The 12,975-nt window shown below is 65.3% G+C and carries 13 protein-coding genes; 9 read left to right on the top strand and 4 right to left on the bottom strand.

Annotation, left to right across the window (positions count from 1 at the left end):
- Positions 1–7: 7 nt before the first annotated feature.
- From atpA to NSE01_RS08675, 7 genes are all read left to right on the top strand, one after another.
- On the top strand, positions 8–1,537 hold the full coding sequence (gene atpA, locus NSE01_RS08705) for a F0F1 ATP synthase subunit alpha (RefSeq protein ID WP_147159212.1): 1,530 nt from the start codon (positions 8–10) through the stop codon (positions 1,535–1,537).
- Positions 1,537–1,914, top strand: a complete 378-nt coding sequence (locus tag NSE01_RS08700) for a hypothetical protein (protein WP_147159211.1) — start codon at positions 1,537–1,539, stop codon at positions 1,912–1,914. Before atpA ends, NSE01_RS08700 begins: the two co-directional genes overlap by 1 nt.
- 3 nt (positions 1,915–1,917) lie before the next feature.
- Positions 1,918–2,790 carry a F0F1 ATP synthase subunit gamma gene (locus NSE01_RS08695; RefSeq protein ID WP_147159210.1) on the top strand — a complete coding sequence of 291 codons (873 nt, stop codon included), beginning with the start codon at positions 1,918–1,920 and terminating at the stop codon, positions 2,788–2,790.
- Positions 2,791–2,849: 59 nt separating this feature from the next.
- Positions 2,850–4,307, top strand: a complete 1,458-nt coding sequence (gene atpD, locus NSE01_RS08690) for a F0F1 ATP synthase subunit beta (protein WP_147159209.1) — start codon at positions 2,850–2,852, stop codon at positions 4,305–4,307.
- Between the two features lie 120 nt (positions 4,308–4,427).
- Positions 4,428–4,685 (top strand): ATP synthase F1 subunit epsilon, encoded by a 258-nt coding sequence (locus NSE01_RS08685; RefSeq protein ID WP_147159208.1) that lies wholly within the window; start codon positions 4,428–4,430, stop codon positions 4,683–4,685.
- A 351-nt stretch (positions 4,686–5,036) separates the two neighbouring features.
- Positions 5,037–6,425: a syringate O-demethylase gene (desA, locus tag NSE01_RS08680; protein ID WP_147159207.1), complete on the top strand. Its 1,389-nt coding sequence runs from the start codon at positions 5,037–5,039 to the stop codon at positions 6,423–6,425.
- Between the two features lie 148 nt (positions 6,426–6,573).
- Positions 6,574–7,413 (top strand): beta-etherase, encoded by an 840-nt coding sequence (locus NSE01_RS08675; RefSeq protein ID WP_147159206.1) that lies wholly within the window; start codon positions 6,574–6,576, stop codon positions 7,411–7,413.
- Between the two features lie 143 nt (positions 7,414–7,556).
- Here NSE01_RS08675 and NSE01_RS08670 read toward each other — a convergent pair whose 3' ends face one another.
- From NSE01_RS08670 to NSE01_RS08655, 4 genes are all read right to left on the bottom strand, one after another.
- Complete coding sequence (locus NSE01_RS08670) at positions 7,557–8,297, bottom strand: IclR family transcriptional regulator (RefSeq protein WP_147159205.1); 741 nt, start codon at positions 8,295–8,297, stop codon at positions 7,557–7,559.
- Positions 8,297–8,692, bottom strand: a complete 396-nt coding sequence (locus NSE01_RS21740; RefSeq protein WP_246135116.1) for a nuclear transport factor 2 family protein — start codon at positions 8,690–8,692, stop codon at positions 8,297–8,299. The genes NSE01_RS08670 and NSE01_RS21740 overlap by 1 nt, the downstream gene beginning before the upstream one ends.
- Positions 8,689–9,822 carry a cobalamin-independent methionine synthase II family protein gene (locus tag NSE01_RS21735; protein ID WP_147159203.1) on the bottom strand — a complete coding sequence of 378 codons (1,134 nt, stop codon included), beginning with the start codon at positions 9,820–9,822 and terminating at the stop codon, positions 8,689–8,691. Before NSE01_RS21735 ends, NSE01_RS21740 begins: the two co-directional genes overlap by 4 nt.
- Positions 9,823–9,959: 137 nt before the next feature.
- Positions 9,960–10,811 carry a helix-turn-helix domain-containing protein gene (locus tag NSE01_RS08655; protein ID WP_147159202.1) on the bottom strand — a complete coding sequence of 284 codons (852 nt, stop codon included), beginning with the start codon at positions 10,809–10,811 and terminating at the stop codon, positions 9,960–9,962.
- Positions 10,812–10,922: 111 nt separating this feature from the next.
- Here NSE01_RS08655 and pobA point away from each other — a divergent pair, with 111 nt between their 5' ends.
- Positions 10,923–12,092, top strand: coding sequence for a 4-hydroxybenzoate 3-monooxygenase (gene pobA, locus NSE01_RS08650; RefSeq protein WP_147159201.1), 1,170 nt, complete (start codon positions 10,923–10,925; stop codon positions 12,090–12,092).
- A 199-nt stretch (positions 12,093–12,291) separates the two neighbouring features.
- Complete coding sequence (locus NSE01_RS08645; RefSeq protein ID WP_147159200.1) at positions 12,292–12,963, top strand: response regulator transcription factor; 672 nt, start codon at positions 12,292–12,294, stop codon at positions 12,961–12,963.
- The last annotated feature ends 12 nt before the right edge of the window (positions 12,964–12,975 follow it).

The following is a 12,975-nucleotide window of genomic DNA, read 5'->3' as shown; positions in this document are numbered from 1 at the left end:
GCTGAAAATGGAAATCCGCGCCGCTGAAATCTCGAAGGTCATCAAGGACCAGATCGCCAGCTTCGGCACCGAGGCCCAGGTCTCGGAAGTCGGCTCCGTGCTGTCGGTCGGTGACGGTATCGCCCGCATCTACGGCCTCGACCAGGTCCAGGCCGGCGAGATGGTCGAGTTCTCGAACGGGGTTAAGGGCATGGCCCTCAACCTCGAAGCCGACAATGTCGGCGTCGTGATCTTCGGCTCGGACGCCGAGATCAAGGAAGGCGATCAGGTCAAGCGCACCGGCACCATCGTGGACGTCCCCGTTGGCAAGGGCCTGCTCGGCCGCGTGGTCGACGCGCTGGGCAACCCGATCGACGGCAAGGGCCCGATTGCTGACGCCGTCCGCACCCGCGTCGAAGTCAAGGCTCCGGGCATCATCCCGCGCAAGTCGGTGCACGAACCCGTGCAGACCGGCCTCAAGGCGATCGACGCCCTCGTTCCCGTCGGCCGCGGCCAGCGCGAGCTGATCATCGGCGACCGCCAGACCGGCAAGACCGCCGTCGCGATCGACACCTTCATCAACCAGAAGGCCGTCAACGCGGGCGATGACGAGAGCAAGAAGCTCTACTGCATCTACGTCGCTGTCGGCCAGAAGCGCTCGACCGTGGCGCAGATCGTCCGCCAGCTCGAAGAGAACGGCGCGATGGAATACTCCATCGTCATCGCCGCGACCGCTTCGGAGCCCGCGCCGCTGCAGTACCTCGCGCCCTACACCGGTGCGACGATGGGCGAGTTCTTCCGCGACAACGGCATGCACGCCGTGATCGTGTACGACGACCTTTCCAAGCAGGCCGTGGCCTACCGCCAGATGTCGCTGCTGCTCCGCCGTCCGCCGGGCCGCGAAGCCTACCCGGGCGACGTGTTCTATCTCCACTCGCGCCTGCTTGAGCGCGCCGCGAAGATGAACGACGACAACGGCAATGGCTCGCTGACCGCGCTGCCGATCATCGAAACGCAGGCGGGCGACGTTTCGGCGTACATCCCGACCAACGTGATCTCGATCACCGACGGCCAGATCTTCCTTGAAACCGGCCTGTTCTACCAGGGCATCCGCCCGGCCATCAACGTCGGTCTCTCGGTGAGCCGCGTGGGTTCGTCGGCGCAGACCAAGGCGATGAAGAAGGTCGCCGGCTCGATCAAGCTCGAGCTCGCGCAGTACCGCGAAATGGCGGCCTTCGCGCAGTTCGGTTCGGACCTCGACGCCTCGACCCAGAAGCTCCTCAACCGCGGTGCGCGCCTGACCGAGCTGCTCAAGCAGCCGCAGTTCTCGCCGCTGGGCTTCGAAGAGCAGACCTGCGTGATCTTTGCGGGTACGCAGGGCTACCTCGACGGCATCCCGGTGAACCGCGTCAACGAGTACGAGGCCGAGCTTCTGAGCCACCTGCGCTCGAGCCATGCTGACCTGCTCACGCTGATCCGCGACACCAAGGACCTCGGCGACGAAGCCAAGGGCAAGCTGGTCGCCGCGCTCGACGCGTTCGGCAAGCAGTTCGCCTGATGCGGCTTTCGGCCATCCTTCTCTGCGCAGCGGCACTGCCCACTCCGGCCCTTGCGGGCGGGGTGGCAGGTCCGATCGCAGGTGAATGGGTGGTCGATCTCTCGGCCAAGCCGGGGGAAGCATACACCAAGCCGATGGTGCTTACGCTCAATGGGGACGGCACGGTAACGGGCATGTTCTACCAGAACGACATCGAAGCAGGACGCTGGGAAGCCGATCGCGGCCGGACCTGCGTCAGCTTCCGCACCACCGATGGGGTGGGACCGTATCATACCGCGGCGTGCCTCGTCGGGGATCACGTTGAAGGGCAGACCTGGGCGGAACAACGCAAGTTCCTGTTCAACTGGAATGCCACTCGCAAGACAGGTGACAAGTAAGTCATGGCCTCGCTTAAGGAACTCAAGGGCCGGATCAACTCGGTCAAGTCGACCCAGAAGATCACCAAGGCCAAGCAGATGGTCGCGGCGGCCAAGCTGCGCAAGGCGCAGTCGGCTGCCGAAGCCGCGCGCCCCTATGCCAGCCGCCTGGCGGCAGTGATGGGCAGCCTTGCCGGCAAGGTTGCGGGTCAGGACAGCGCCCCGCTGCTGATGCGCGGCACGGGCTCTGACCAGCGCCACCTTCTCGTTGTCGTCAATACCGACAAGGGCCTGTGCGGCGGTCTCAACTCGAACATCGTCAAGGAAGCACGGGCGCAGGCTCGCGCACTCGAAGCCGCGGGCAAGACGGTGAGCTTCTACCTCGTGGGCAAGAAGGGCCGTGCGCCGATCCGGCGTGACTTCCCGGCTGCCGCTGCCGCCGGGTATGACACCAGCCTGGTGCGCACGCCCGGCTTCGACGAGGCCAGCGCCATCGCGCACGAACTGATCGCCATGTTCGAGGCAGGCAAGTTCGATGTCGCCCATCTGGTCTCGCCGGTGTTCAAGAACGCGCTGACGCAGGAACCCGTGACGCAGCAACTGATCCCCGTGCCCGCGCCCGTCGTGGCTTCGGGCGGCGATGCCGTGGTCGAGTACGAGCCCGGCGAAGAGGAAATCCTCGAGGCGCTGCTGCCGCGCTACGTCACCACGCAGGTCTTCGGCGCGCTGCTGGAGCGTGAAGCATCCGAGCAGGGTGCTTCGATGACCGCGATGGACAACGCCACGCGCAACGCGGGCGAGCTGATCCAGAAGCTGACGATCCAGTACAACCGCAGCCGTCAGGCCGCGATCACGACCGAACTCATCGAAATCATTGCTGGCGCGGAAGCGCTGTAGCAACATCAGGCAACTTTGGCGCCGAAGCGCTCTAAGAAATCTCAGGTAAGGAAACCAAAATGGCCACCGCAGCCGTCCTCAACCAGACCACCACTGGCAAGATCAGCCAGGTCATCGGCGCCGTCGTCGACGTGACCTTCACCGGCGAACTGCCGGCGATTCTCACCGCGCTGGAAACCGACAACAACGGCAATCGCCTTGTTCTCGAAGTTGCGCAGCACCTCGGCGAAAACACCGTCCGCACGATCGCGATGGACTCGACCGACGGCCTGACCCGCGGCCAGAGCGTGAAGAGCACCGGCGCGCAGATCTCGGTGCCGGTCGGCCCGATGACGCTCGGCCGCATCCTCAACGTGATCGGTGAGCCGATCGACGAACGCGGCCCGGTCAACGCGGAAAAGACCGCGCCGATCCACGCCAAGGCCCCCGAATTCATCGACCAGTCGACCGAAGCGGCCATTCTGGTCACCGGCATCAAGGTCATCGACCTGCTCGCGCCTTATGCGCGCGGCGGCAAGATCGGCCTGTTCGGCGGCGCCGGCGTGGGCAAGACCGTGCTCATTCAGGAACTGATCAACAACATCGCCAAGGGCCACGGCGGCGTTTCGGTGTTCGCCGGCGTCGGCGAGCGCACCCGCGAGGGTAACGACCTTTACCACGAGTTCCTCGACGCCGGCGTTATCGCCAAGGACGCCGACGGCAACCCGACCCCCGAAGGTTCGAAGGTTGCTCTCGTGTTCGGCCAGATGAACGAGCCGCCGGGCGCCCGCGCCCGCGTCGCGCTTTCGGGCCTGACCATGGCCGAATACTTCCGCGATGAAGAAGGCCAGGACGTGCTGTTCTTCGTCGATAACATCTTCCGCTTCACGCAGGCGGGTTCGGAAGTGTCGGCTCTGCTCGGCCGTATTCCTTCGGCGGTGGGCTATCAGCCGACCCTCGCGACCGACATGGGCGCGCTGCAGGAGCGCATCACCTCGACCACCAAGGGTTCGATCACCTCGGTGCAGGCGATCTACGTTCCCGCGGACGACCTTACCGACCCGGCGCCGGCTGCCTCGTTCGCCCACTTGGACGCGACGACCACGCTGAACCGCGCGATCTCGGAACTCGGCATCTATCCGGCGGTTGACCCGCTCGACTCGACCAGCCGCGTTCTTACCCCGGCCGTCGTCGGCCAGGAGCACTACGAGACCGCCCGCCGCGTTCAGGAAACCCTGCAGAAGTACAAGTCGCTGCAGGACATCATCGCCATTCTCGGCATGGACGAGCTTTCGGAAGAAGATAAGCTGATCGTTGCCCGCGCGCGCAAGATCCAGCGCTTCCTCTCGCAGCCCTTCCACGTGGCCGAAGTGTTCACCGGCATCTCGGGCAAGTTCGTGCAGGTCGAAGATACCGTTGCCTCGTTCAAGGCGGTGGTTGACGGCGAGTACGACCACCTGCCGGAAGCCGCGTTCTACATGGTTGGCGGCATCGAAGATGTGGTCGCCAAGGCCAAGAAGCTGGCTGAAGAAGCCTGATTTCTCTTAAGCCCCTCCCGCCTGCGGGAGGGGTTTGGGGTGGGCCTGCAGCAAACGCGGCGTTTCACCCCTGCCCACCCCCGACCCCTCCCGCAAGCGGGAGGGGGGAGTTAGAAAACGATGTCGCTCCACTTCGAACTCGTCACCCCGGCCCGCCTCGTCCGTTCGGAAGAGGTCTTCATGGTCGAAGTCCCCGGCTCGGAAGGCAACTTCGGCGTGCTGGAAGGCCATGCGCCGTTCATGTCGACGATCCAGGACGGCGCGCTGCGCGTGTACCGCACCAATGGCGCGGCGCCTGAGGACATCCTCATCACCGGCGGTTTTGCCGAAGTGAGCGAGAAGGGCCTCACCGTGCTGGCCGAGCACGTCGAGGGCTGATTTCAGCCGTCTGGTTAGCCAAGAGGCCGGTCCGTTTGGGCCGGCCTTTTGCGTTTGGGGGCTCGGGCGCCACATCTCAGATTCGTCACCCTGAACTTGGTTCAGGGTCCATCTTTCCACGCAGCACTGGTGCCAGCGGATAGCAGCCAAACTGCGCTGCATGCGCCTTGCCTGCTGGCACCAGCATTTGCGGCACGATGGACCCTGAACCAAGTTCAGGGTGACGTAGCGGGGAGGTGGCGAGTTTGGGACCAGTCCCAACTTTTTTCGCTATTTCACATAACTGAACTTTTCAGCCCGGTGAAATTCAGGCATGGCGACTCCGTAATCGCATTCCGGGAGAGCCTTGCCATGACCCAATCGCTTGAAGCCGTGATCGGCGGCCAGCCAGACCTCGTTCACTTCCTGCGCAACCAGCAAGTCGGGCCGAACGTCTATCCCGGCGTGCCGGCGGAATATTCCAACTGGCGCGCGGAGCAGTGGGCCTGGGGGCATACGGCGGTGCTCTACAACCAGTCGTACCACATGGTCGATCTGGCGGTTAAGGGCCCCGATGCGTTCAAGATGCTCGAGTATCTTGGCGTCAACACCTTCAAGAACTTCATTCCGGAGCGCGCCAAGCAGTTCGTGCCGGTGACGCCGGATGGTTACGTCATCGGTGACGTGATCCTGTTCTACCTCGACGAGAACCACTTCAACCTGGTCGGCCGCGCGCCGGCGATCGAGTGGGTGGAATACCACGCCGCGACCGGCAACTGGAACGTGACCGTGGAGCGCGACGAGCGCTGGGCGATGCGCACGGATGGGAAGCGCAATTCCTACCGCTTCCAGGTGCAGGGCCCGAACGCGATGAAGATCATCGAGAAGGCCATCGGCGCGACGCCGCCCGAGCTCAAGTTCTTCCACATGTGCCGCCTCACCATCGGCGGCAAGGAAGTGCGCGCGCTGCGTCACGGCATGGCCGGCCAGCCGGGCTTCGAGCTGATGAGCCCGTGGGAAGACTATGGCACGGTGCACGCCGCGCTGGTCGAAGCGGGCAAGGAATTCGGCATGGCGCTGGTCGGCGGCCGGGCTTATTCGTCCAACACGCTGGAGTCGGGCTGGATCCCCTCCCCCTTCCCAGCGATCTACACCGGCGAGGCGCTGGCGCCCTATCGCGCGTGGCTGACGGCCAATTCCTATGAGGCCAAGTGCTCGGTCGGCGGCAGCTGGGTGCCCGAGACGGTCGAGGGCTATTACACCACGCCGTGGGATCTGGGTTATGGCACCTTCGTCAAGTTCGACCATGACTTCATTGGCCGCGCGGCGCTCGAGAAGATGGCGGCGGCGGGGAACCACCGCACCAAGGTGACGCTCGCGCTCGACAACGAGGACGTGATGCGCGTGCAGTCCTCCGCGCTGTCGCAGGGCGAGCGGGCGAAGTTCATGGAATATCCGAGCTCGGTCTATTCGATGCACCCGTTCGATCAGGTGCTCTCGGGTGGCAAGCAGGTCGGCCTCTCCACCTGGATCGGCTACACCGCGAACGAGGGCAAGTTCCTGACGCTGGCGATGATGGAGCCGGGCTTTGCGGCGCCGGGCACCGAGGTTTCGCTGCTGTGGGGTGAGCCGGATGGTGGCACCAGCAAGCCGACTGTCGAGCCGCACGTGCAGACCGAGATCAAGGCGGTCGTGGCCCCCGTGCCCTATGTGGCTGCGGCGCGCGACAACTATGCCGAAGGCTGGCGCACGCGGAAGTGAGCTGATGTTTCGGCTGTGCTGAAAGCGATCTGAAGGCGCCGGTTCCGTGTCTGCGGGTCCGGCGCCTTTGCTTTGAGCATCTCAAAAATAGTTTGTGTTACTAACAATATCTGGCAGATTGCCGGGAACGATATGCGAGAGGACGACCATGGCCGCCAACAACACGATCACCTTCTACGACCTTGCGCTCAGCACCGGGGCGACGATCAGTCCGTTCGTGTGGGCAACCAAGTATGCGTTGAAGCACAAGGGCTTCGAGCTGGATGTGGTGCCCGGCGGGTTCACCGGCATTCTCGAGCGGACGGGCGGCAAGACCGAGCGGCTGCCGGCAATCGTCGACGATGGTGAGTGGGTGCTCGATAGCTGGGGCATCGTCGAATACCTCGACGCCAAGTACCCGGACCGCCCTGCCCTGATCCCGCACCCCTCCGTCGCCGCGACGCTGAAGGCGCTTGATCACTGGTTCTGGGGCGCCGCTGTCGGCCCGTGGATGCGCTGCTTCTGCGCCGACTACCGCGATCTCTCGCTGCCGCAGGACCATGAATACATCACCCACAGCCGCGAGAAGATGCTGGGCAAGAAGCTGGAGGACATGCAGGCCGGGCGCGAACAGCGGCTGCCGGGCATTTCCGCCGCGCTGGAGCCGCTGCGCGCGACGCTGGGGCAGCACGAATGGCTGGGCGGCGATGCGCCCAACTATGCCGACTACCGCATCATGGGCGGCATCCTGTTCACGTCGTCGGTGTGCAAGGTGCCGGTGCTCGCGAACGACGATCCGCTGCGCGGCTGGATCGAGCGCTGCCTCGATCTCTACGGCGGACTGGGCCGGCATCCGGGGCTGTTCCCGCTGTTCGGGCTCGAGCAGCCGGAAGGCGGGCCGGACCTGTTCAACCGCGCGGCCGGTCAGGGCGGCATCTACAAGCGCAATACCGGCCCGGCCTCGACGCAGGCGGAGACGCAGCGGATTACCGAGGGGATGAAGAAGTAAGGCCCCCTCCGTCAGCCCTTCGGGCTGCCACCTCCCCATTTGTCCCTACGGGAAAAATGGAGAGGATCTGTTTCCTCTCCATTTTCGTCGCAGACGCAAATGGGGAGGTGGCCCGCGAAGCGGGTCGGAGGGGTACCTCTCTTTCAGCCCAGCGCCGTCGCCGCGCGCAACAATGCCTGCCGAACGCGCCCTTCAAGCGCAGCGTCGAAGCGCACGGCGGGGATGGCAACGCTGAAGGCGCCGACGAACAGGCCGTCGATCTGAGCGGGAACTGCGGTGCCCACGATGCCGACAGTCGCCTCCTCGCGCGCCACGGCCATGCCATCGGCGGTAATGCGGGCAATGTCAGCGGTCAGGTCAGCCTCGCTTGTCCGCGTGGCCGGAGTGAACACGGCGCGGTTCGTCTCGGCGAAGTAGCGCGCGAGTTCGCTTGGCGGCAGCGCGGCGAGGATCACTTTCCCCGCGGCCAGCGCATGGAGCGGCCGCCGCGTGCCGGGATCGACGGCATAGCGCAGCGCCTGATCGCTCGCTTCGGTGACGAGCGCTTCGACGTCCCATCCGCGCTGGACCATGAACGAGGCGGTTTCGTTGAGTTCGCCCTTGAGCGCGCGAACCAGCGGGGCGACGCGGTCTGCCAGCGGCAGCGCTTCGGGCGCGGCGCGCAGGCGCGCCAGCGATGGGCCGGGGAGGTAGCGACGCCCCTCGCGGACGAGATAGCCGCGATCCGCCAGCGTGGTGAGCAGGTACGACAGGCTGCTGACCGGAATGCCGAGCGCGCCGGCGATTTCCTGCGCCACCACGCCCTGCCGGTGCGCGACGACGAACTCGATCACATCGAGCGTGCGCAGCGCGGATTTGACCGGGGGGGCAGCAGGCGCGTTCATCAGGGGGCGAAGGTAAGCGAGCCGCGCCGCTCCGCAAAGCGCCAGCCTTCGGCTGTCCGCACGAACCTGTCATGGAACGAGCCCACCAGCGGCGCGCTGGCCCCGGTGAACAGCAGCATGGCGCTGACGCCGGAGGCCGTATCTGCGCTCTCCACGGTGATCACCACGTTGCTGCACACGTGCCGCGTGGTGCGCGCCGGGCGGCTCCGGAACGCAGCGAGGATCGCCTCGCGGCCGTGGATCGGCGCGTCGGGTGCGGTCGGGCGGACCATCACGCCGTCTTCGGCATAGAGCGCCGCCACTTCATCCCAGCGCGCCTCGTCGTTGAGGTTGGCATAGAGCGCGATCAGGCGCGCACAGTCCGCCTCGGCGGCGCGGCGTTCCTCCTCGGTCACAGGCGCGCGCCCGCGATATCCGCGCCTTCGCGCAAGTTGCGCAGTTTCCGCCAGGTGACGATGGGATCGATCTTGCCGTAGCCCGCGAAGGTGCCGAAGCCGCAATCGGTGCTGCCGATGACGCGGTCCGGCCCGACGAATTCTGCGAAGCGCTCGATGCGCTGGGCGATGAGTTCCGGGTGCTCGATGTAGTTCGAGCAGGTGTCGATTACGCCGGGGGCGAGGATCTTGTCGCCGGGCAGCTTGGCGTCTTTCCACACCTTCCATTCATGCTCGTGGCGCGGGTTGGCCGCTTCGAACAGGACTGTGGAGGGCCGCGCCTCCAGCACGATGTCGATCACGCGCTCCAGCGGAATGTCGTGATCATGCGGGCCTTCGTAATTGCCCCAGCACACATGCATGCGCATCTTTTCGGGCGGGATGTTGGCCGTGGCGGCGTTGAGCGCCTCGACATTTGCGGCAGCGACCTTGAGGAAGTCCGCCTCGCTCATGTCCTGATAGCCGGTGTGGCGGCTCATTGCGAGATCTGGGCAATCGAGCTGGAGATAGAAGCCCGCGTTCACGATGGTCTCGTATTCCTCGCGCATCGCGTCCGCCAGATCAGCGAGATAGGCTTCATGGCTGGGGTAGTGGCGGTTGACCTGGAAAGCGGTGATGAGGCCGGGCGATGCGGCGTTCATGAAAGCTTCAGTGTCCGGCCCGGCGTGCTTGTCGAGTGCAGCGCGGAAGCGGCGGATATCGTCATGCAGCGGCTGCAAGGAGACAAGGCGCACATCTCCGATGCACGAGGCACGGACGAATTCCTGGCTGCCCATGATGGCCGAGAGCTTCTTGGCAAGGTTGGGCACTTCGGCGAGGTCTGCTGCGGGCTTGCGGTCGATATGGCCGCCAAAGCCCGAGAGGCGCTCGATCATGTAGGTCGAGTAACCGACCTTGCCGAGTTCACCATCGGAAACGACCGAGACGCCGGCCTCGACCTGCGCCTTGACAGCGGCATCGACCGCGTTTGCGACCACGGTGTCGAACGCTTCGGCGTCGTAGGCCTCGCCCTTGTCGCGGGCAAGCAGGAGGGGCGTCAGTTCGTCGCCGCGGGGCAGGCTGCCGACATGGGTGGTCTTGATCCTCGCCATTGTGCATCGCTCCAGTTCATATTTGTGAACTTTTCATAGAGGATGGGGCGCGTGTGGCAAGGTCGGATTGGGGCCCGGTGCTCCGCTTCGGCCCGACACCCGGGTCGGCGGCACCCCTCCCCGTTCCGGCGACGATCTCAGCGCTCCTCGCCCGGACGCCGCCCGGTCATGCGCAAATAGAAGCGCGAGAAGTAGGAGGGGTCGTCGAAGCCGAGCTCGGCAGCGACCTGCGTGGACGTGGCGTTGGTGAAGCGCAGCAGGCGCTGGGCTTCGAGGGCGAGGCGACGGTGAATGAGGTCCATCGGCGAGCAGCCAAGCTGCGCGGCGGTGAGCCGCGAGAGCGTACGGCGGGTGAGCCCGATCGCGTCCGCGTAGAAATCGAGATCGCGATGCTGGCGGTAGTGCAGCTCGACCAGCTGGCGGAAGCGGGCAAGGCGCTGGTCGTCACCGACGGGGCCGTCGGCTGCGGCTCCATCACGCCCGATGGTGCGAATGAGACTTTCGGCGAGCGCGAGGAACAACGGATCCTGCTGCTGCCATTCCTGCTGGAGGCTCAGCATCTCGCGCGCGAGCCATAGCGCGCGGGAAGCCGCTTCGTCAGAAAGCTGCGCAATGCCGCCCTGTGCTAGCATGGTGAGAAGCGGATCGGTGGCGGCGGCGGAGCGTGTGGAGAAGTCGGTGGACAAGGTGAGGACAAAGCCGCGCGTGCCCTGACTGAAGCGGAAACCGTGCACAGCTGCGGCGGGGACGATCACCCGGCCCGGCCCTTCCAGATCCGTGGTCTCCCCATCCAGCGTAACGCTCGCGTGTCCCCCTTCTACCAGCAGAACCTGCACGAAATGATCGTGGCGATGGATGCCGATCTCCCAGTCATGCAGCGCGCTGCGTTCGGCAATCGTCTCGATATGGGCAAAGCCGCCGGGCGTGGCGGCCCAGGATTGGATGGGGCCTTCCCCATAGAGTGCGTAGCGCGGAATTGCCTCTGCCATGTCCCGATAGTACCACGAGTTTGTCCCGGCTCTGTCTTTCGTCCATTCGCCGCGCCTGTCAAATGACGAAACGTGACCCGCCAAGACAGCGGGCTGCCGGGAGACAAGATCATGCAAACGCAAGTCGCCATCATCGGCGCGGGCCCCGCAGGCCTGCTGCTGGGCCATCTGCTCAAGGCCGAAGGCATCGAATGCGTGGTGATCGAACGGCAGACGCCGGACTATGTGCTCTCCCGCATCCGCGCCGGCGTTCTGGAGCAGATCACAGTCGGGCTGATGGAACGGCTGGGGCTCGACGCGCGCCTCAAGGCGGAGGGGCTGGTCGAGGAAGGCTTCAACTTCGCCGATGGCGAGCGGCTGATCCGCATCGACGTTGCGAAGTACACCGGCAAGACGGTGTGGGTCTACGGCCAGACCGAGATCACCCGCGACCTGATGGACGCAGCGCCCGAGCGCGGGCTCGAAGTGATCTACGGCGCCGAAGATGTCGCGCTGCACGATATCGAAGGCGATGCACCGTCGGTAACGTTCCGCCGCGATGGCCGCGAGGAGCGGCTGACCGCGCGCTTCATTGCCGGGTGCGACGGGTTCCACGGCCCATCGCGCAAGGCAATCCCGGCCTCCGTTGGCCGCGAGTACGAGCGTGTCTACCCCTTCGGCTGGCTGGGCATTCTGGCGGATGTCCCGCCCTGCCACGACGAACTTATCTACGCCAACCATGAACGCGGCTTTGCGCTCGCCTCCATGCGCAGCAAGACGCGCAGCCGCTATTACATCGACGTGCCGCTGACCGAGCGCATTGAGGACTGGAGCGACGAGCGGCTATGGGACGAACTGGCGGTGCGGCTGGGGCCTGAGGCGGCGGCGGGGATGACCCGCGGGCCCTCGATCGAGAAGTCGATCGCGCCCTTGCGCTCCTATGTGTTCGAACCGATGCGCCACGGCAGCCTGCTGCTGTGCGGCGATGCCGCGCATATCGTGCCGCCGACGGGTGCGAAGGGGCTGAACCTGGCCGCGAGCGATGTCCACTATGCCGCCGAAGCGCTGTGCCGATACTTCAAGCGGGCGGATAACGATGCAGTGGCAGCCTATTCCAAGCGCGCGCTCGCACGCGTGTGGAAGTGCGAACGTTTCAGCTGGACGCTGACCAAGCTGATGCACCGCTTCCCCGAAGACGGCCCGTTCGAACGCGCGATGCAGGTGGCCGAACTTGACTACATCGCTTCGAGCGAAGCGGCGCAGGCGAGCATTGCTGAGAATTATGTGGGGCTGCCGGTCTAGGCGGCGCGCTGGATTGCCCACCCCCAGCCCCTCCCGCATGCGGGAGGGGGGAAGGTTGAACTCGTGACTCCCCTCCCGCATGCGGGAAGGGTCGGGGGTGGGCAATCTCCTGCACTGTAATATCGTCATGGAGCCGTCACACTAGCGCGACAGAGAACCGGATAGGGCCCCTTGCCCGAACACGTGGAAACCGGTTCCGATGCGGCAGATCGACATTCTCCTCACCGACGCGCTCCCCGGCGGGCAGGACAGTTTTGTCCATGGCGACTTGCGGGTCGTCTTTCATCGCTGGAACTGGATGGCACCGCTGCCGCTGCTAGATGGCAACCCGTGGGCCTTTGTCGGCTGGCTGCTGCCCGAACTTTCAGGGCTTGAGCTGTGCCGCCGCCTACGCTGTGATCCGCAAACCGAGGCGGCGCACATCACGCTTGTGCTCGAAGAAGACGATGCGGATGCCAAGCGCCGGGCGCTGAGGGCCGGAGCGGACGATTACATTCTCGGCCCGATCGACCGCGCTTCGGTGCTCGACCGGGTCCTTTCCGTTCAGCTGCCCGAGCGCGATGCCCCTGCCCGCTCGCTCAGGCTGGGCGATCTGTCGCTTGATCTCACCGCACTGCAGGCCCGCTGGCGCGACAAGCCGGTGCCACTGATGCCCAACGAGTTGCGCTTGCTGCGCTATCTGATGGAGCAGCCGGGGCACGTGTTCAGCCGCACGCAGCTGATCGCAGCGCTGGGCAAGAAGGAACAACCGATCGACGAGCGCACCGTGGACGCGTGGGTCAGCCGCCTGCGCCGCGCGCTGCGCGAGGCGGGCGCAGGCTATCCGCTGCGCACCGTGCGTTCGCTGGGGTATGTGCTGGATCGGCCGTAGAAACCGAAGGCC

This window comes from Novosphingobium sediminis, assembly GCF_007991615.1.
Taxonomy (GTDB): domain Bacteria; phylum Pseudomonadota; class Alphaproteobacteria; order Sphingomonadales; family Sphingomonadaceae; genus Novosphingobium; species Novosphingobium sediminis.
This window is presented reverse-complemented; position numbering and strand designations above follow the sequence as displayed.

Bases quoted from the DNA above. Each gene is read 5' to 3' on its own strand.
- atpA (WP_147159212.1), top strand. From the start codon at position 8: ATGGAAATCCGCGCCGCTGAAATCTCGAAGGTCATCAAGGACCAGATC.
- NSE01_RS08700 (WP_147159211.1), top strand. From the start codon at position 1,537: ATGCGGCTTTCGGCCATCCTTCTCTGCGCAGCGGCACTGCCCACTCCG.
- NSE01_RS08695 (WP_147159210.1), top strand. From the start codon at position 1,918: ATGGCCTCGCTTAAGGAACTCAAGGGCCGGATCAACTCGGTCAAGTCG.
- atpD (WP_147159209.1), top strand. From the start codon at position 2,850: ATGGCCACCGCAGCCGTCCTCAACCAGACCACCACTGGCAAGATCAGC.
- NSE01_RS08685 (WP_147159208.1), top strand. From the start codon at position 4,428: ATGTCGCTCCACTTCGAACTCGTCACCCCGGCCCGCCTCGTCCGTTCG.
- desA (WP_147159207.1), top strand. From the start codon at position 5,037: ATGACCCAATCGCTTGAAGCCGTGATCGGCGGCCAGCCAGACCTCGTT.
- NSE01_RS08675 (WP_147159206.1), top strand. From the start codon at position 6,574: ATGGCCGCCAACAACACGATCACCTTCTACGACCTTGCGCTCAGCACC.
- NSE01_RS08670 (WP_147159205.1), bottom strand. From the start codon at position 8,297: ATGAACGCGCCTGCTGCCCCCCCGGTCAAATCCGCGCTGCGCACGCTC.
- NSE01_RS21735 (WP_147159203.1), bottom strand. From the start codon at position 9,822: ATGGCGAGGATCAAGACCACCCATGTCGGCAGCCTGCCCCGCGGCGAC.
- NSE01_RS08655 (WP_147159202.1), bottom strand. From the start codon at position 10,811: ATGGCAGAGGCAATTCCGCGCTACGCACTCTATGGGGAAGGCCCCATC.
- pobA (WP_147159201.1), top strand. From the start codon at position 10,923: ATGCAAACGCAAGTCGCCATCATCGGCGCGGGCCCCGCAGGCCTGCTG.
- NSE01_RS08645 (WP_147159200.1), top strand. From the start codon at position 12,292: ATGCGGCAGATCGACATTCTCCTCACCGACGCGCTCCCCGGCGGGCAG.